We start from the raw sequence: 18014 nt of genomic DNA, 5'->3' as shown, positions 1-18014 counted from the left end.
TTGAACCGACCAATGAACGACGGGGGTATCCCATGAAAACAAAATTGATCAAGTTGCTGCTGGCCTTTGCCTGTTTCTCCCTTGCCGCCTGCGCGGTGATCACGGTCAACGTCTACTTCCCCGAGAAGGCCGCCAAAGAGGCGTACAAGTCGCTGGACGACATGCTCCTGAAGAGTGGCGAGAAACCGGCCAATCCGGCGACTCCCCCGGGCCTGCCGCCTGCTGCGCCCCAGGATAGACCGCAGAGTCGGCTTTTTGACGCCCTGCCGCAGTTTTCCCTGGTGACGGGGGCCTATGCCGCGGATACCGACGCCGACGCGGACGCACTGGCCGTCGAACTGTCCAGCATGCCGGAGGTCCTGAAGGCCTACGACGACATGAGCAAGCGGCTCCCCAGGCTCAACGCGCTCTTCTCCAGTGGCGCGGTCGGGCTGTCGAAGCAGGCGCTGGTGGTGGTGCCCCCTTCCGCCAAGGGAAAGCTCGCCCCCCAGGATGAGGCACTGGTGGCTGCGGAAAACCAGAGCCGCAAGACGGTGGTAATGAGCATGGCCAAGGCCATCCTGAAGCTGCAGAAGCAAAAGGAGAGCAAGGAGGCGCTGAACCAGGTCATGGGTAAAGCGGCGGCCACCTACGCCGAAACAAAGCGGGAAGCGGCCCAGTCGGGGTGGTGGGTGCAACTGCAGAACGACCGGTGGGTGCAGAAGTAACCCCAAAAGTTAGCTGAAATGAGAGGCCGCGGGGCTTGTTGCCCGCGGCCTTTTCGTTAGCTCGCTGCATATAGGTAGAACTCCTCTCCCGATGGGGGAGGGCTGGGGTGAGGGGAAAGCCACATTGGGCTGATGACACAGCGATAGCAAGATCTTGACACACTGTGCAAAGTTTGAACTCGTGCTCAAAAAGTGAAACTCTGTGATTCCGTTGTGCTTTTTCCTTCCTGGCCCGGCGCGGAGGTGGCGGGGTGTTCAGTCGCTGAATTGCCGGGACGAAAGCGGCTTTCGGAGAGTACGATGAAAAACGCGTAAAAACAGCGACTTAAAGTTTTTTCGCGTTGCTAATGAGTTTGGCACTGCTCTTGTAGTAAGGAAGACAAAGCGGCACAGCAGATACCGCTTGCCAGAAAACCCAATTTTTGCGCCGATGATGGATCCTCCTTTTCCTCTCGGCGCATTTTTTTATTCGGGTCAAGCCAGGAGCAGTCGCTCCAGCGACGCCTTCGCTGCCGACCCGGAAACGTCCGGCATGATCTCGAGCTCGAGAGTGGTCAATCCATCCAGGTCCACCTGGTACTCCTCTTGTTCGGTGGTGGTGCCGGGAGGGGAGAAGGTAAACTGCTGGCGCACGATTTCGCGGAAGCTGCGCCCATGGTGCTGCGCGTAGCGCAGCACGAACTCCTGGGTCCGGGCCACTTCCTCTTCGTTGATCAGCAGGTAGATCCGCTTCACCTTTTGCGGAGCGTCGAACAGCAGTCGGATCATCTGGGGACCCGGTTCCGCCGCCCGCCATCCCAAGGATCCGATCGGCTGCAGGGCCGCCTCGATGGGCTGCGCCGGGTCTTCCGACGATATCTCCACTTTCGCGATGTTGTCGAGGTCCAGCCATTCGTCAGTGCTGTCGTGGTACTGGTGGATCTGGCTTTTGACGACCGTTTTGCGCATCTGGTTCTCCTGTTCCGCCGTGGCGGTGCCCTTGCCAGCGGAGCCGGCCGGGCTGTAGAGGTTAATTGTTAAGCTGGCCGTGATCGGCAAAACTGTAGAACTCGTTCTCGCCGATGATGATGTGGTCCAGCACCCTGATTCCCATGATCTGACCGGCGTCGCAGAGTCGGCGCGTGACCGCCAGGTCCTCCGGGCTGGGCGCGGGGTCGCCGCTGGGGTGGTTGTGCAACAGGATCATGGCCGCCGCGGACTGGCGCACCGCCGCGTTGAATACCTCGCGTGGATGCACGATGCTTTGGTTCAGGGACCCCTCCGAAATGAGGGCGCGGCTGATGATTCGGTTCTTGCCGTCCAGAAGTAGCGCCACGAACTGCTCCGTGTGCCGGTCCCTGTATTCGTGGTTCAAGTGTTCGAAGACCTGTGCGGCGGAGGTGAAGCGATCGAAGGATTCGATGGGGCGCCGCTCCTTTTCCCGGATGCGCCGGGACAGATCCAGCGCGGCCAGGATGCAGGTCGCCTTGGCCGGCCCGATTCCCTTCACCTCTTGTATCTCGCGCCAGGAGGCGTCGGCCAGTCCCCGCAGGGACTTGAACTGGAGCATCAGCTCGCGGCCCAGGTCGAGAGCGCTCCGGCTGCTGGCGGCATCGCCACTGCGGAGGATGAGGGCCAACAGCTCCGCCTCGGAAAGCGCAGAGGGGCCTCGTTGCATCAGCTTCTCACGGGGACGTTCCGCTTGGGGCCAGCACTTGATACCGCCGCTCATGAATCGCTCCTGGGGATGGAATGAGATGGTAAAAAAATTAAAACTTAATAATACCCAGGGGGCGCGTCTTCGCCAGACGAAAATCGTGAGGTGGGGGTAAACGGCATCCCCCTAATTAGTTTGGGTGAATTACTTATTTCATTGTTTTATATTTGTCGGGGATATGTTATATCTCCACAGTTTGCAACTAGATACCGGCCCGCGGCCGGGACTTTGGAGGGACTAAATGTTTGGGTTGATGCCAAAAGATGAAAAGTTTTTCGCCATGTTCAGGGAAATGTCCCACAACATTATCGAAGGGGCCCAGCTCCTGAAGGACATGCTGGACAACTTTGACGACCCTGTGGCCAGCCAGCGCAAGATAAAGGACGTTGAGCACAAGGGCGACACTATCACCCACGATATCATCAAGAAGCTGAACAAGAGCTTCATTACCCCCTTCGACCGCGAGGACATCTACGCCCTCTCCGCGGCGCTGGACGATATCCTTGACCTGATCGACGCCTCCGCGCAGCGCTTCGTCATGTACAACGTGCAGAAGCCGACGCCGGAATCCAAGGAACTCGCCTTCCTGATCCTGAAATCCTGCCAGACCATCGACAAGACCGTCGCCGTCCTGGGGGGCAAGCTCGAGCCGATCAGCGCCTACTGCATCGAGGTGAACGCCCTGGAGAACGAGGCGGACCGCGTCTGCCGCGAGGCGATCAGCCGTCTCTTCGCCGAGGAGAAGGACCCGATCCAGCTGATCAAATGGAAAGAGATCTACGAGACCCTGGAGACCGCAACCGATAAGTGCGAGGATGCCGCGAACATCCTGGAAAGCGTGGTGGTTAAAAATGCCTGAGGTCACACTGGTCCTGCTGGTGGCCGTCATCGGTGCGGCCCTGCTGTTCGACTACATCAACGGCTTCCACGATACCGCAAATGCCATCGCGACCTGCGTCTCGACCCGCGCGCTCACCGTCAGGACCGCGATTTTCATGGCTGCCGGCCTGAACTTCCTTGGTGCGATGATCTCCACCAAGGTCGCGGCGACCATCGGCAAGGGCATCGTCGACGCCAACAACATCACGCAGATGGTAGTGCTCGCCGGCATTCTGGGCGCCATCATCTGGAACCTGGTCACCTGGTACTACGGCCTTCCTTCCTCCTCTTCGCACGCCATCATCGGCGGCCTGGTGGGGTCGGTGGTGGCCCACGCCGGCAGCGGAGCGCTGCACTGGGCCGGCCTCAAGAAGATCATCACCGTCCTGGTCGTTTCTCCGATCATCGGTGCCTTCTTCGGCTTCATGTTCATGGTCGGCATGATGTGGGCCTTCAGGAACAGGGCCCCCTACAACCTGAACAAGTCGTTCCGCAAGCTGCAGATCCTCTCTGCCGCGGTCATGGCCTTCTCCCACGGTACAGCCGACGCCCAGAAGTCGATGGGGGTCATCACCATGGCCCTGGTCAGTTACGGCTCTCTCGCCACCTTCGAGGTGCCTAACTGGGTCAAGCTGTCCTGCGCCATCGCCATGGGGCTTGGCACCGCAGCGGGTGGGTGGAGGATCATCAAGACGGTCGGTCACGACTTCGTGAAACTGCAGCCGGTGCACGGCTTCTGCGTGGAGACCGCTTCGGCGGGGGTCATCCTGGGCGCTTCGGCCATGGGCCTTCCCACCAGTACCACCCACGTGATCACCTCGTCCATCCTCGGCGTCGGCCTGACCAAGAGGATCTCGGCGGTGAACTGGGGCGTCGCCTACCGCATCGTGACGGCATGGGTGATCACCATCCCCGCTTCGGGATTCGTCGGTTTTGTGAGTTACATGGTGTTGTCGCCATTCCTGGGTAAGTAACGGGGGGGGAGACATCGGGAATAGGTCGGGGGCGGTCTGCGGACTGCTCCCGATTTTTTTTGGAGGCTACTCCAGCTCTTCGCCCACCTCGGACATTTCCTTGGCGAGTTCCGCTTGGGCGGCGTCCTTGGCGCGGAAGCGGATGACGAGGTAGTAGCAGAGGAAGTAGGCAATGACGGCGGCTAGAAAGCCGAGGATCGAGGAGCCGAGGATCAGGGACTTGGCGTAGCGCTCCAGATTGTGCCATTCAAGCCCGGCCGCGATCGGGAGGTCCTTGATGGGCCGGCCGCGCAGGAAGGCGCCCAACTTGTAGCTGACCCCCAGGATGGGGACCACGGTGATGGGAGTGTTGACCCAGGCCCCGGTGATGCAGGTGAGCTTGTTGAGTCTCAGGAGAAAAGCGGCTGCGATGGCAAGCGGGGTGTGAAGACCGAAGAACGGGGTGAAGCTGATGAAGACGCCGACCGCGAATCCGGCGGCGATGTGCCCGGGATGGCTGTCTAGCGATAGGATGCCGTAGATCCGTTTTTTCCAGTGCTCTTTGTTCAGCAACAGTCACCTCGAAGTGGGCCCAGTCTAAAGTCCGCACCAGCCTTTGTCAATGAGTTTGACTCCTGCAGCTTTTTAAGAAAATTGCCACAGGTGGGGAAACGTGTTAGTATCCTTGCCTTTACTAAACATTATCGGCGGAATGCGGCATGCGTAAGGAACTGCTCAAGAAGGTAAAAAGGATCGTGGTGAAGATCGGCTCCGGCGTCTTGACCTGCGAGGACAACGGCATCGACCCGGCGTTCCTGGACGGGCTCGCGTCGCAGATCGCGGGGCTGCGCGCGCAGGGGATCGAGGTGGTGGTGGTTTCCTCCGGGGCCGTCGCTGCGGGGCGCCCGGTGCTCGGCCTGCCGGACCGGCCGCGGACCCTGCCCCAAAAGCAGGCGGCGGCGGCGATCGGCCAATCGCGCCTGATGCGCGCTTACGAGGAGGCCTTTTCCGCCTACGACCTCAAGGTCGCCCAGATCCTGCTGACCCGCGACGACCTCGCCAACCGGCGCCGGTTCCAGAACGCGCGCGGCACGCTCGACACGCTGCTTTCCTGCGACATCGTCCCGGTCATCAACGAGAACGACACGGTCGTGGTCGACGAGCTGAAGTTCGGGGACAACGACAACCTTTCCGCCCTGGTCACCAACCTGGTCGAGGCGCAGCTCCTTTTGATCATGACCGACATCGACGGCCTCTACACCGCCGACCCGCGCACGGACCCCAACGCCACCTTGATCCACCAAGTGGGCGCGGTGACCCGCGAGATGGAGCGCGGCGCCGGGGGGAGCGGCACCAACGTCGGCACTGGGGGGATGGCGACCAAGCTCGCCGCCGCCAAGAAAGTGGTGAAGTCGGGCGTCGCCGCCATTATTTTCGCCGGCAAGGGTGACGGCAACCTGGCCCGGGTCATGAACGGAGAGCTGCTCGGGACCCTGTTCCTGCCGGCCGGCGAGTCGCTGAACCGGCGCAAGCACTGGATCGCCTTCACCATCAAGCCGGCCGGGAGCATCGTGGTGGATGCCGGCGCCCGGGGGGCGCTCGCCACCCACGGCAAGAGCCTGCTCCCGTCGGGGATAGCGAAGGTGGAAGGGCGCTTCGACCGCGGCGCCTGCGTGAGGATCGTGGATCCGGACGGGGTGGAATTCGCGCGCGGCATAGTCGATTACTCCAGTCAGGAGATCGAGAAGATCAGCCGCCACAAGAGTAACGAGATCGAACAGATCCTCGGCTTCCGCTACGGCGATGACGTCATTCATCGCGATAATCTCGTTCTGTTGTAAACCAAGACGTCTAACAGGGATAAAAGGGATGCAAGGGATAACCCCTAAAAGATAAACGACCCGTTCCCAAGTCCTTTGCCGCTTTTATCCTTTATCCCTTTTATCCCCTTTATCCCTGTTAAAGGCCTTAAGGTTCTTACGGAGGTACCTATGTCAGTAGCCGAACAGATCCGCAGCATTGCCGCCGAGGCCAGGCAGGCCTCCTTCGCCATGGCGAAACTCTCTTCCGCCGTGAAGAACGAACTGCTCCTGGACATGGCGCAGGGGCTGGTGAATAACGCCGAGGAAATCATCGCGGAAAACAAGAAGGACCTCGCGGCCGGCAAGGAGCGCGGGCTCTCCTCTGCCATGCTGGACCGCCTCATGCTGAACGAGGCGCGCATCACCGGGATGGCCGACGCGATCCGCGAGGTCGCGGCACTCCCCGACCCGGTGGGCGAGGTGACCGGCATGTGGAAGCGCCCCAACGACCTCATGGTCGGCAAGATGCGCATTCCGCTGGGCGTCATCGGCATCATCTACGAATCCCGACCCAACGTCACCTCCGACGCCGCCGCGCTTTGTCTGAAGAGCGGCAACGCGGTGGTGCTGCGTGGCGGTTCCGAGGCGATCCACTCCAACCTGGCCATCGCCACCGTGCTGAAGGGTGAGTTGGCCAAGCGCAACATCCCGGCCGCGGCGCTTTCCCTGATCCCGTTCACCGAGCGCGAAGGGGTCACCGAGATGCTCAAGCAGGAAGAGTTCATCGACGTGATCATCCCGAGGGGGGGCGAGAGCCTGATCCGCTTCGTGGTGGAGAACTCCAAGATCCCGGTCATCAAGCACTACAAGGGCGTCTGCCACATCTTCGTGGACGCCTCCGCCGACTTCGACATGGCGCGCGACATCATCGTCAACGCCAAGGTGCAGCGCCCCGGCGTCTGCAACGCGCTGGAAACGCTGCTGATCCACAAGGACATCGCCGAGAGCTTCGTCCCCTTCATCTACCAGGCGCTCGACGCCCAGAAGGTGGAACTGCGCGGCGACGAGACCTTTTGCCGCTTCGCTCCCAAGGCCGCGCCGGCCACCGAGGAGGACTGGTATGCCGAGTACCTGGAGCTGATCCTGGCGGCCCGCGTGGTGGACGGGCTGGATGCCGCCATCGACCACATCAACCAATACTGCTCGCTGCACACCGAGTCGATCATCACCGGCGACTACGGCAACGCGCAGCGCTTCATCCGCGAGGTGAACTCCGGCGTGGTCATGGTGAACGCGTCGACCCGCTTCTCAGACGGGAACCAACTGGGCCTAGGCGCCGAGATCGGCATTTCCACCACCAAGCTGCACTCCTTTGGCCCCATGGGACTCACCGACCTGACCACGACCAAGTTCATCGTGTACGGCTCGGGTCAGGTGCGGCCTTAACATTTAACGCAAAGCCGCAGAGGCGCAAAGGAACCAAATTCTTCTCGGTTCTGCTTCTGCCGTCTCTGCGTCTTCGCGTCTTTGCGTTAGAAAATTTGGTCTTCGTCCATAACCGAAGCCGGGACAACAATGAAAACGGGGATACTGGGGGGAACCTTCAACCCCATCCATAACGCGCACCTGCGCATCGCCGAGGAGGCGCGCGACCTGTTCCAACTGGACCGGGTCGTCTTCATCCCGGCAGCCACGCCGCCGCACAAGCCGCAGGTGGGGGAACTCTCCTTCGCCAGCCGTCTGGAGATGGTGCGTCGCGCGGTCGCCGGCAATCCCTGCTTCGAGGTCTCAGACATGGAGGCGGTGCGCGGCGGGCGCTCCTATTCGGTGGACACCCTGCGCCAGTTGCACGCCGAAAGGCCGGAGGACGAGCTTTTCTTCATCGTGGGCGCCGACTCCTTCAACGACATCTCGACCTGGCACCAGTACCAGGCCATCTTCGCCTTGTGCAATATCGTCAGCGTGCAACGTCCCGGTTCCACCATCGCCAGTCTCACCCAGGCCCTCCCTGTTGCCATAAGTGGGGAGTTCTGTTATGATTCGGCGGCTAAACGCCTGAACCACAGTTCGGGCCATTGTGTCTACGCGCTGGACGGGGTGCTGCTCGATATCTCATCCAGCCATATCCGGCAGCTGGTTAAAGCCGGCCGCTCGATCCGGTACCTCATTCCCGAGGCGGTCGAGCATTACATAAAGGAACAAGGGTTATACGTTGATGCAAGATAAGGAAATGATGCCGGCCGTGGAACGCGCCGTGAAATGTGCAGCTTTCGCCCTTGACAAGAAGGCGCTCGACGTCAAGGTGCTCGAAATCAAGAAGCTTTCCAGTATCGCGGATTACCTGGTGCTCGCCACCGGGCGTTCCGACCGCCAGGTGCAGGCCATGGCCGACTCGGTCAAGCAGGGGCTCAAGCCGATCGACAAGCCGATCGACTCCGAAGGGTACGACGAGGGGCGCTGGATCGTGGTCGACTTCGGCGACATAATCGTGCACCTGTTCCAGGAAGAAGTACGCAAGATCTACAACCTGGACGAACTCTGGGGCAGGGCGCCGCAGATCGAGATCCCCGAGGAATACCTCTGGGAGCATAAAGAGAAATGAGGCTGAAGCTCCTTTGGGTCGGTAAGACCCAGGAGAGTTGGGTCCGCACCGGCATCGAGGAGTACGCGGGGAGGGTCAGGCGGTACGCACCGCTGGAGATCCTGGAGGCCCGCGAGGAGAAAGGGGCGCAAGCCGCCACCATGCGGGAGCGCGAATGTGAGCGCCTGGCGAAGCTGATCCCGAAGGGGGGAAAGCTGGTGCTCCTGGACGAGAGGGGGGAGCAGATGAGTTCCCCCGAACTCGGCTCCTTCCTATCCAAAAACCGCGACCAGGGAACCCAGGACCTGGTCTTCGCCATCGGCGGGGCCTACGGCTTCACCGACAGTTTCCGGGCTCAGGCTTTCAAGACCATTTCGCTCTCCCGCATGACGCTCACCCACCAGATGGTGCGGGTCTTCCTGCTGGAGCAGATCTATCGCGGCTTCACCATCATTAACGGTGAGCCGTATCATCATGAGTAGGTAAATGACTGTTTTAAAGGTGAAGACGTTCTGCTTCACCTTTTTTAATTGGATCTAATATATCTAATGAGGGAGAAATGCCATGCCGAAAAAGCCTCTGCTCTTGATGATCCTTGACGGTTGGGGGATCAACCCCGAACAGGAAGCCAACGCCGTCGCCCAGGCGAAGACCCCGAACATGAACCGGCTTACTGCCGAATACCCCTCCGGCCAGATCGACGGCTCCGGTCTTGCGGTCGGCCTCCCTTCCGGCCAGATGGGCAATTCGGAGGTCGGGCACACCAACATAGGCGCCGGTCGCGTGGTCTACCAGGACCTGACCCGGATCAGCAAGTCGATCGACGATGGTGATTTCTTCACCAACCCGGCGCTGCTCGACTGTATGGCCAAGGCGAAGGCGGGAAGCGGCAGGCTGCACCTGGCCGGCCTTCTCTCCGACGGCGGCGTGCATTCCCACGATACCCATCTGTACGCGCTGATCGACATGGCAAAGCGGCAGGGCGTCTCGCAGGTCTTTGTGCACTGCCTGATGGACGGCCGCGACACGCCGCCGCAGAGCGGAGGTGACTACCTTCAGCGCCTGGAAGCGGAGATTGCCCGGATGGGCTTCGGCAAGGTCGCCACGGTGATCGGGCGCTACTACGCCATGGACCGTGACAACCGCTGGGACCGCGTGGAGAAGGCCTACCGCGCCATGGTGCTTGGCGAAGGGAATCCCTACGCCAGCGCGGAAGCCGCCATCAAGCAGAGCTACGCCGACGGGGTGACCGACGAGTTCGTGCTTCCCAGCGTGATCATGGCGGGAGGCGAGCCCGTGGGCAGGATTTCCGACGGCGACGGCTTCATCTTCTTCAACTTCCGCTCCGACCGCGCCCGCGAGATCACCCGCGCCTTCATCGATCCGCAGTTCAACGGCTTCCAGAGGGAATCCTGGCCCAAGCTTGCCTCGTACCTCTGCATGACTTCTTACGACGAAACCTTCGGCCTTCCCATCGCCTTTGGACCGGAGGACCTGGTCAACATATTCCCGGAAGTGATCAGTAACGCAGGGCTGACCCAGTTAAGGATCGCGGAGACCGAGAAGTACGCGCACGTCACCTTCTTCTTCAACGGCGGCCGGGAAGAGGCCTTCCCCGGCGAAGACCGCGCCCTGGTCCCGTCACCCAAGGAAGTCGCCACCTACGACCAGAAGCCGGAGATGAGCGCGTACCTGGTAACCGAGGAGCTGATGCAGCGGCTCGACCAGGACAAGTACGACGTCATCATCCTTAACTTCGCCAACGCCGACATGGTCGGTCACACCGGCATCTTCTCCGCAGCGGTCAAGGCGGTGGAGGCGGTTGACGAGTGTGTGGGCAAACTGGTGGACAAGGTGCGCGCCAAGGGGGGCATCACCATCATCACCGCCGACCACGGCAACGCCGAGATGATGCAGGACGACCAGGGCGGGCCGCACACCGCGCACACCTGCGACATGGCGCCGGTGGTGCTGGTGGATGACAGCAGGAAGGGCGTGAAGCTTAGGACCGGGGTCCTCGCCGACCTCGCCCCCACCATGCTGGATCTGCTCGGCCTGCCGCAACCGCCGGAGATGACCGGGAAGAGTTTGCTGGCATAGCTTGTGATCCGTCTGACCTGTCAGACCCGTCAGACTGAAGAGAAGGAGAAAAACCATGAAGATTCTGGCAATCAACGGCAGCCCCCGCGGCATGAACGGCACCACGGGCCGGCTTTTGGAAGAGGTGTTGGCCGGAGCGGTACAGGCGGGCGCCGATATCGAGATAGTGTCGCTCTCTGAGACCCCGATCAAGCCGTGCCTGGCCTGTGACGCCTGCCACAAGGTGGGCATCTGCCCGGTGAAGGACGAGTACGAGACCGTCAAGGACAAGCTCTTGGCCGCTGACGCCTTCATCCTGGCGACCCCCAACTATCTTTTGAGCATCACCGCCCAGTTGAAGGCGTTCCTGGACCGCTGCAACGGCCTGATCCACCTGACCGCGCTGGAAGGGAAGTACTCGGCGCTGGTCGAGACCTCCGGCGGTGGCGGGGACGAGGAGCCGCTGGAGTACATGCAGCGCATCGTCAACGCCATGGGGGGCCAGAACGTCGGCAGCATCGGCTCCCCCGGCGCCGGGCACCGCGTCTTCCCGGACCAGGAGGCGCTGTTCCAGAAAGCACGCGCCCTGGGCAAGGAGCTATGCGACAGTGTGCGCGAGAAGCGTTCCTTCCCGGAGCAGGACCCGTTCCGTAACGGTTTCAAGGAGCGCATGAGCCACCTGATCGGTTTCATGGGCGAATGCTGGCCCTACGAGAAGGAGTACCTGGCAAAAAAGTAGGCGTGCCAACTGACCTGAGAACCCAGCTCCTCTCCCCGGAGGGGGGAGGTTGGGAGGGGGCATGCCCGCGCAAATCCCCCTCCCTGTCCCTCCCCCTCCAGGGGAGGGAACACTCAAAGCTGCAGCACACAAATTGCCGATTATTCGTCGTCGACACACCATCGCATCGGAGATATTATGAGCAATACCGAAGAGTTGAACAACTGGGCCTTCGCCCAGAAATGCAAAAAGACGGTGGAAAACCTCAAGAAGAACGGCTTCGACGCGTTCTACTGCCATGACGGCGAAGAGGTGTTCCACTACATCGTCAACGAGGCGGCCCAGGCGCAGAGCGTCGGCTTCGGCGGTTCTCTCTCCATCGCGGACCTGAAGCTTTCCGACAAGCTGAAGGGGATGGGCAAGGAGATCCTGAACCACGGCCTGCCCGACCTCTCCCCGGAGGAAAAGTTGGCCATCACCAGGCGGCAGCTCACCTGCGATCTCTTTTTGACCGGGAGCAACGCGGTAACCCTCTCCGGTGTCCTGGTCAACATAGATGGCAACGGCAACCGCGCCGCCGCCATGTTCTTCGGGCCGCAGAAAGTGATCGTGGTGGTGGGACGGAACAAGCTGGTGGACGGGAGCATTGAGGACGCCGTGCAGCGCATCAGGACCTACGCTTCGCCGGCCAACGCCAAGAGGCTGAATCTCTCCACCCCCTGCACCACCACCGGCTTTTGCTCCGACTGCAACTCCCCGCAGCGCATCTGCCGCGTGACCACCATCATCGAGAAGAAGCCCCGGAACACGGATATCAAGGTGCTGGTGGTCAACGAGGACATGGGCCTTTAAAAGAGGCAGAACCCGTTCAACGTTCTGGGTTCCATGTTAAAACCGATCATTGCTTTTAACGTCGAACGTTGAACGTTGAACGTCCTTTTCTGCTGGGGGTTGACATGCTCTTGCGCCCTCTGCTCGATCTGCTGTTTCCCCCTTTGTGCCATGCCTGCAAAGGGTACATACCGATAAAGGGGGCGGAGGAAACTCCGCCCCAGCCGTTCATCTGCGCTGACTGCCTCGGCAAGATCTCTTTCCTCTCATCCCCCTTGTGTACCTGCTGCGGCGCCCCCTTTGCCACCGCCAATGGCGTCGACCACACCTGCGGCGCCTGCCTGTCCCATCCACCTTTCCATACCTGCCGGTCTGCGGCGGTCCTGGCGGGTCCGCTTCAGGAGTTGATCCATCGCTTCAAGTACGGCGGGAAGATGCACTTGGCCAATCCGCTGGGGCTGCTGGCTTTTCAGCGCCTGGAACAGTTCCTGGGTGAGGCAGGGGGGGAGTGCGTGGTGCCGGTGCCGCTGCATCGCAAGAGGCTTCGCCAGCGCGGCTACAACCAGTCGCAGTTGATCGGTGAAGTGCTCGGCAAGAAATTGCGGGTGCCGCAAGTGGTGGGAAACCTGCGCAGGGTGCGCTGGACCGACCCCCAGACCGGACTCGATGCCGGCGACAGGGTGACCAACGTGAAAGGCGCCTTCGCGGTGCGCGACCCGAAGGCATTGGCAGGGAAGCGGGTGCTGTTGGTGGACGACGTATTCACTACGGGAAGCACCCTCGCGGCCTGTGTCGATGCCCTTCGCGATGCCGATGTCGCGGCGGTGTTAGCGGTAACGGTGGCCCGGGGGCTCCAGCAGTAGGGGGATCCGACACCGAAAGACTACTTGCCGAACTCCCGCGGGCGGATCTCGGCGACAACCCCGTTCTCGAACCGCAGTGTATAGCCGGGCTGGTCGGGGCCGTAGCGATAGGTCCATTCCTCAACGGCGACCGAGGTCCGCTTGGTCACCGCTCCTTCCACGCTCACCACCACCTTGTCCCCGCGCTTTTCACGCGCCAGCGGCTCACCGCACTTCAGGTAGGCAGCGACAATAGCGTCCCCCACTGCCAATCCTTCGCCGTTACGACATTCCGGCATCATCGGGTCGCGCATGCTGCCGTAGCCCAGATTGCGAACCTCCGCCAGTTTTCCGTTCAAAAAGACCAGGCTCAGCATGAATTCCTGTGCGCCGGTATCGAAAATCCACTCGTCGTAGGATGTGGTGCTCCGGGTCCTCTTTTTCCCCTCTAACTGCTCCTCCCAAAGATCGCGGTGCTCCTTCAGCGTCGGCTGCGGACAGATACCGCCTACTTCCGCCATAGGTTGACCGATCACGACTTCCTCGCGGCAAGCCGCGGCGTGAGCGGACACGTTGAACGCTGAGTACAGCGCCAAGGCCGCCATCACGATGCACAGCTTCAAACCTGGCGAATCAAGCATGCCACCCCCTGAAACATCATTCCCCGGTTGTCACAGCACCCATCCATTAGCACAACGGGTGCCAAAGAGGCACGCGCAAATCCCCTATCGGGCCACACGCCTCAGTTTCCCTTAGGAATAAGACGGTTATGACATTATCCCGTCTGCGGCAGCTTCGCTCGCTTTGGGGATACTGGCACTGGCAATTGGGGTAAACCGCTTACGAAACTGGGGCGTTTTGCCCTGGGAGAAATGACTCCGAGTGGGTGCGGACAAGTGGGGAATGGGTGCTATGACCCACATTAATGAGTGATACCCGATGGGGTTGGTCATCAACGATTCAGGGGGTTAGAAGACTTTTTGATGCTGGCATGCTCCCTGCTAATACCAGCGCCGTCCGCATACCGGGTGCGGACACCAGCAGCACCCCGTGACGGCGAGTGAGGTACCCACCCTAGTCGTACCGGGAAATTCCCCCCCAGGGGATATGTGGTTCACATCAAAAGGAGGTAACACAAGGCATGAACTTCAAAAAACTTGTACCCGCGCTGGCCCTTTCCGCAGCGGCCCTGATTGCCGTTGCAGCTCCGGCCCTGGCCGGCAGGACTGTCACTCCCAGCTCTTACAAAGTCGTCGCATGGAACGACCTTGGTATGCATTGCGCCTGCCCGACCTTCGCCGGCTTTTTGCTCCTTCCCCCGTTCAACACGGTGAGGGCCCAGGTTCTGGGATTCGGTAGCAACGACCCCGTCATCATCGATTCCACCAACGCCGGCACCTACGGTGTGACCGTAAGCTACGCTATGGCTGACAACACCGAGACCACCCTGCAGGCCGACCCCTACTTCCAGCAGTGGATCACCTACTCGCCGAAGCTGTTCCCGGGCTTTGTCCCCGTGGTCGGCGGCAAGGTCCAGGGTCTGGGCGGCAAAGGCATCTCCGGCACCATGACCTACGACAGCACCCTGAAGGACTGGACAGCAGTCGGCATCCCCGCCTACCCGCTGGTGGATGCGAACACCGCCAAGAACATCATGACGGACCCGCTGGGGGGCGCGAAGCGTAACCCGTACCCGATGACCAACGTGTTCGTGAAGAACAGCACCGGCACCATCCTGGCCCAGACCAGCACCGTGACCCCGGTTGCCTTTGGTGGCTGCTGCTCCTGCCACCTCTCCCTGGCTTCCGCCAACGGCTATCCTGCTACCCCGACCGGCTCCTTCGCCTACCTCGGCAAGATGCACGGCATGAATTCCAGCAAAATCGACTTCAACTACCTTGATCCGACCGGCGACGGCTCCTCCGGGCCGATCCGCTGTTCCTGGTGCCACTGGGATCCGGCAATGGGCGAGAGCGCAGCCCCCGGCCTCGCCAACGTCTGGCCGAACTACGTGATCATGGCCGGCGCCACCTTCACCAAGGCCGACGTCAAGGTTTCCCAGTACTCGTTCTCGGACGTGCTGCACCGTTTCCACAGCCAGAACACCAAGGTGCTGACCCAGTACGACGCCAACGTTGCCACCAACTGCTACGATTGCCACCCCGGCAACAACGTCAACTGCTACCGCGGGTCCCACAAGGCCAAGACCACCCTCTGGTGCGTCGACTGCCACGGCAACCTGAACCAGCGCACCGCAGCCGGCCAGATGGCCCAGCCGTGGAAGGCATCCACCCTGCCGTCCTGCACCGCCGCGAGCCCGGGCGCCAGCCCGGCCTTCGCCTGCCACGCGAACAACACCGTGAATGGCACCGTGTACCCGACCAGCCCGACCCTGTTCGGCAAGTTCATCAACGGCCGCGGTCACAAAGGGAGCATCAAGTGCCAGACCTGCCACGGCTCCGCTCATGCCGAGGCTCCGTCGACCATGACCCTGGACAACACCCAGCTGTCCACACTGCAGGGTAGCACCAGCTACAGCTTCCCGGCCGGCAAAGATAAAACTTACGCTCTCGGCGTCTGCGTCTACTGCCACCCGACCAAGACCTCGACTTGGGGCGTGCCGCCGCACCTGTAAGACAACGTAATTGCAACGCCGGGGGGGAGTGACACTCCCCCCCTTTCCCAAAAAATCCCATTCATCACCATACGGAGTACGACCATGTCCATTGCCAACAACATCCTACGCATAGCAGCCGCGCTTACCCTGGTCGCCGCTTTGGCTGCCCCCGGGCTGGCCAAGGAAAAGGCAAAGCCGAAAGCCAAAAGCGCCGAATTCGATTTCAAGAAGACCAACGCCTTCATCCGCGAGATGGAGAGCCGCCCAGACTTCCCGGTCGCCACGGTGATCGCCAACGATTACGTCTACACGCTCCTCGCCATGGGAGAGAAAATAGATACCGGCAGGCAAAATGCCATCATAGTGTCCACCAAGCTCGCCCAGCAAAAAGACGGCGGGTTCACGCCGGACAAGTCCATCAAGAGTTCGTCCATCCTCTATACCGACATCGCCTTAGAAACGCTGGCGCTCCTTGACGCCGGCAACGCCATCGATCGTAACAAGGTGAAGACCTTTGCCCTGTCCCTGAAAAATTCCGACGGCGGGTTCGGCTTCTCATCCGAGGCAAAGAAATCCTCGCTTGCCACCACGTATATGGCGGTGCACGTGCTGAAGGCCGTGAACGGGCTGGATGCCGTGGATAAGGCGAAGACGCTTGAGTACGTCAAAGGGTTCGCCAAGAAGGAGGGGGGCTTCGGGCCGGAAAAAGGCCCCGGTCGCCCCAACGCGCGCAGCACCTACATGGCCGCTTACATTCTCAACGCCCTATTTGCCATGGACAGCGTGACCGCCAAGAATGCGCTCCAGTATCTGGAGACCACCCCTTACCTCGACAAAAAGAGCAAGGAAAGCCCGGACCTCGATGAGCAGCTCTACGCCATCCGCGCCCTGAAGGAGATCAACGCCGGCAACCGCGTGGACAAGGCGCTGGCCCTCAACTTCATGAAGCGGCTGTACATCAAGGTGAACGGCGGCTTCGGCCCCCTGGAAGGGTACGGCTCCACTCCGGATTCCACCACCACGGCGCTGCGCATCCTGAGCGAGATCGGGAAGGTCAAGGGTGTGCCTGTGCAGGTGGCCAAGCGATAGAGACGCCGGTTGAGGTTGAGGTTAAGGTCGAGAATGCAGCGCTTTTCACTCAGCCTTAACCTCAGCCTTACCTTGCTTTTAAAAGGAGATGACATGCTTTTATTAAATAAGATGACCCGTTTGGCGGCGGCAGCATCCCTGCTCGCCCTGGCCGCCTGCGCCGCTGAGCCAGCGAAGAACTCTCCCCAGGCGGCCGTGGAAAAGGTGAACGGTGCCGCTATCACCCGCGCTGACCTCGACCGCACCTTGAAGGCGCTGGTCGGCCAGGGCGATCCCAAACAGTTGCCGCCGGACCAGCTCAAGAAGGGAACCGAGGCGGCGCTGAACCAGCTCACGGCTGCCGAGCTGCTCTACCAGGCAGGGATGAAGCTGGAGATGAAGGACCTCGACAAGCAGGTGACCGCCCGCATCGTCCAGAGCAAGTACCAGTACCCTTCTCAGGCTGAGTTCGACAAGGCGCTGCAATCGGTGGGCATGACTCAGAAGGATCTGGAGGAGGCGGCGCGCAAGGATATCGTGATCAACAACTTGATTGCGCAGCAGTTCGCCGGGAAGGCGGATGTGTCCGAGGCCGAGGTGCGCAAGTACTATGAGGACAACAAGCTGAAACAGTTCACCCAGGGAGACCGGATCAAGGTGAGTCACATCCTGATCGGCGTCGCCAAGGGGGCCAACGCAGCAGTGAAGCAGCAGGCCAAGGACAAGGCCCTGGCTGTGCTGAAGCGGGTCAAGGGTGGGGAGCCGTTCGCAGAGGTGGCCAAGAAGGAGTCCACGTCGCCCACCAAGGACCAGGGGGGGAGCCTCGGCGTCATAGGCAAGGAGCAGACCATGCCTCCCTTCGAGAAGGCCGCATTCGCTCTCAAGCCGGGTGAGATCAGCGACGTGGTGGAGACCCAGCTCGGCTACCACGTGATCAAGGTGGAGCAGAAGCTGCCGCCGGCGACGGAGCGTTACGAGGATGTCAAAAACACCATCGCGGGCAACATCAAGCGCGAGAAGATCCGCCAGATGCTGGCATCCTACGTGGAAGAGTTGCGCGGCAAGGCGAAGATTGAAAAGGTGTAGTTCCGCTTGGCGGATTTGTGATACGAAGCGTTGTGAATGGGTCAGCGCGGAGTTTGCGATAAAGGGGCCGACCGGGAAGTCGGCCCCGTTTTTTTGAGGTCTTCCGCAACCCAAGCTGACCCCCCAAGGCAAATCCCCTCTGTCTCCCCTTCGCA

19 protein-coding genes are annotated in these 18014 nt (G+C 61.0%); 15 read left to right on the top strand and 4 right to left on the bottom strand.

Features of this window, described 5'->3' with window-relative positions:
• Positions 1 to 32: 32 nt before the first annotated feature.
• Entirely contained in the window at positions 33 to 707 is a 675-nt protein-coding gene (locus tag JFN90_RS13960; RefSeq protein WP_199395733.1) for a DUF1318 domain-containing protein, read from the top strand.
• Positions 708 to 1181: 474 nt separating this feature from the next.
• Here the strand turns inward: JFN90_RS13960 and JFN90_RS13955 are convergent, their stop codons facing one another.
• Positions 1182 to 1655: a hypothetical protein gene (locus JFN90_RS13955; RefSeq protein WP_199395732.1), complete on the bottom strand. Its 474-nt coding sequence runs from the start codon at positions 1653 to 1655 to the stop codon at positions 1182 to 1184.
• A gap of 61 nt (positions 1656 to 1716) precedes the next feature.
• The gene (gene radC / locus JFN90_RS13950) at positions 1717 to 2418 is read right to left on the bottom strand and encodes a RadC family protein (RefSeq protein WP_199395731.1); all 702 of its coding nucleotides are present in this window, start codon (positions 2416 to 2418) and stop codon (positions 1717 to 1719) included.
• A 226-nt stretch (positions 2419 to 2644) separates the two neighbouring features.
• Between radC and JFN90_RS13945 the strand changes: the two genes are divergently transcribed.
• Both JFN90_RS13945 and JFN90_RS13940 read left to right on the top strand, forming a co-directional pair.
• Positions 2645 to 3262, top strand: coding sequence for a DUF47 domain-containing protein (locus JFN90_RS13945; RefSeq protein WP_199390205.1), 618 nt, complete (start codon positions 2645 to 2647; stop codon positions 3260 to 3262).
• Entirely contained in the window at positions 3255 to 4256 is a 1002-nt protein-coding gene (locus JFN90_RS13940) for an inorganic phosphate transporter (RefSeq protein ID WP_199395730.1), read from the top strand. Before JFN90_RS13945 ends, JFN90_RS13940 begins: the two co-directional genes overlap by 8 nt.
• A gap of 66 nt (positions 4257 to 4322) precedes the next feature.
• On the opposite strand, the gene JFN90_RS13935 is transcribed toward JFN90_RS13940, so the two are convergent.
• Positions 4323 to 4808: a DUF2062 domain-containing protein gene (locus JFN90_RS13935; protein ID WP_199395729.1), complete on the bottom strand. Its 486-nt coding sequence runs from the start codon at positions 4806 to 4808 to the stop codon at positions 4323 to 4325.
• Positions 4809 to 4954: 146 nt separating this feature from the next.
• Between JFN90_RS13935 and proB the strand changes: the two genes are divergently transcribed.
• From proB to JFN90_RS13890, 9 genes are all read left to right on the top strand, one after another.
• A complete protein-coding gene (proB, locus tag JFN90_RS13930) occupies positions 4955 to 6076 on the top strand; it encodes a glutamate 5-kinase (RefSeq protein WP_199395728.1) in 1122 nt (373 codons plus the stop codon).
• A 111-nt stretch (positions 6077 to 6187) separates the two neighbouring features.
• On the top strand, positions 6188 to 7483 hold the full coding sequence (locus tag JFN90_RS13925) for a glutamate-5-semialdehyde dehydrogenase (RefSeq protein WP_328755722.1): 1296 nt from the start codon (positions 6188 to 6190) through the stop codon (positions 7481 to 7483).
• Between the two features lie 129 nt (positions 7484 to 7612).
• On the top strand, positions 7613 to 8263 hold the full coding sequence (nadD, locus tag JFN90_RS13920) for a nicotinate-nucleotide adenylyltransferase (protein WP_199395726.1): 651 nt from the start codon (positions 7613 to 7615) through the stop codon (positions 8261 to 8263).
• The gene (gene rsfS, locus JFN90_RS13915) at positions 8253 to 8639 is read left to right on the top strand and encodes a ribosome silencing factor (protein ID WP_199395725.1); all 387 of its coding nucleotides are present in this window, start codon (positions 8253 to 8255) and stop codon (positions 8637 to 8639) included. The genes nadD and rsfS overlap by 11 nt, the downstream gene beginning before the upstream one ends.
• Positions 8636 to 9100: a 23S rRNA (pseudouridine(1915)-N(3))-methyltransferase RlmH gene (locus JFN90_RS13910; RefSeq protein ID WP_199395724.1), complete on the top strand. Its 465-nt coding sequence runs from the start codon at positions 8636 to 8638 to the stop codon at positions 9098 to 9100. Before rsfS ends, JFN90_RS13910 begins: the two co-directional genes overlap by 4 nt.
• Before the next feature lie 82 nt (positions 9101 to 9182).
• Positions 9183 to 10718, top strand: a complete 1536-nt coding sequence (gene gpmI / locus JFN90_RS13905; RefSeq protein WP_199395723.1) for a 2,3-bisphosphoglycerate-independent phosphoglycerate mutase — start codon at positions 9183 to 9185, stop codon at positions 10716 to 10718.
• A 55-nt stretch (positions 10719 to 10773) separates the two neighbouring features.
• Positions 10774 to 11436 carry a flavodoxin family protein gene (locus JFN90_RS13900; RefSeq protein ID WP_199395722.1) on the top strand — a complete coding sequence of 221 codons (663 nt, stop codon included), beginning with the start codon at positions 10774 to 10776 and terminating at the stop codon, positions 11434 to 11436.
• Positions 11437 to 11613: 177 nt separating this feature from the next.
• Entirely contained in the window at positions 11614 to 12267 is a 654-nt protein-coding gene (locus tag JFN90_RS13895) for a lactate utilization protein (protein ID WP_199395721.1), read from the top strand.
• A 104-nt stretch (positions 12268 to 12371) separates the two neighbouring features.
• Positions 12372 to 13109 carry a ComF family protein gene (locus JFN90_RS13890; protein ID WP_199395720.1) on the top strand — a complete coding sequence of 246 codons (738 nt, stop codon included), beginning with the start codon at positions 12372 to 12374 and terminating at the stop codon, positions 13107 to 13109.
• A 20-nt stretch (positions 13110 to 13129) separates the two neighbouring features.
• Here JFN90_RS13890 and JFN90_RS13885 read toward each other — a convergent pair whose 3' ends face one another.
• Complete coding sequence (locus tag JFN90_RS13885; protein ID WP_199395719.1) at positions 13130 to 13729, bottom strand: DUF2845 domain-containing protein; 600 nt, start codon at positions 13727 to 13729, stop codon at positions 13130 to 13132.
• A gap of 500 nt (positions 13730 to 14229) precedes the next feature.
• On the opposite strand from JFN90_RS13885, the gene JFN90_RS13880 reads away from it, so the two are divergent.
• The 3 genes from JFN90_RS13880 to JFN90_RS13870 all read left to right on the top strand — a co-directional run bounded on the left by JFN90_RS13880 (position 14230) and on the right by JFN90_RS13870 (position 17859).
• A complete protein-coding gene (locus JFN90_RS13880; RefSeq protein ID WP_199395718.1) occupies positions 14230 to 15723 on the top strand; it encodes a hypothetical protein in 1494 nt (497 codons plus the stop codon).
• A gap of 84 nt (positions 15724 to 15807) precedes the next feature.
• A complete protein-coding gene (locus JFN90_RS13875) occupies positions 15808 to 16794 on the top strand; it encodes a prenyltransferase/squalene oxidase repeat-containing protein (RefSeq protein WP_199395717.1) in 987 nt (328 codons plus the stop codon).
• A 93-nt stretch (positions 16795 to 16887) separates the two neighbouring features.
• On the top strand, positions 16888 to 17859 hold the full coding sequence (locus JFN90_RS13870; RefSeq protein WP_236019010.1) for a peptidylprolyl isomerase: 972 nt from the start codon (positions 16888 to 16890) through the stop codon (positions 17857 to 17859).
• The last annotated feature ends 155 nt before the right edge of the window (positions 17860 to 18014 follow it).

Source organism: Geomonas propionica (genome assembly GCF_016458235.1).
In the GTDB taxonomy this organism is placed as follows: Bacteria; Desulfobacterota; Desulfuromonadia; order Geobacterales; family Geobacteraceae; genus Geomonas; species Geomonas propionica.
The sequence above is the reverse complement of the archived record's forward strand: the minus strand, read 5'-3'. Positions and strand labels throughout refer to the sequence as shown.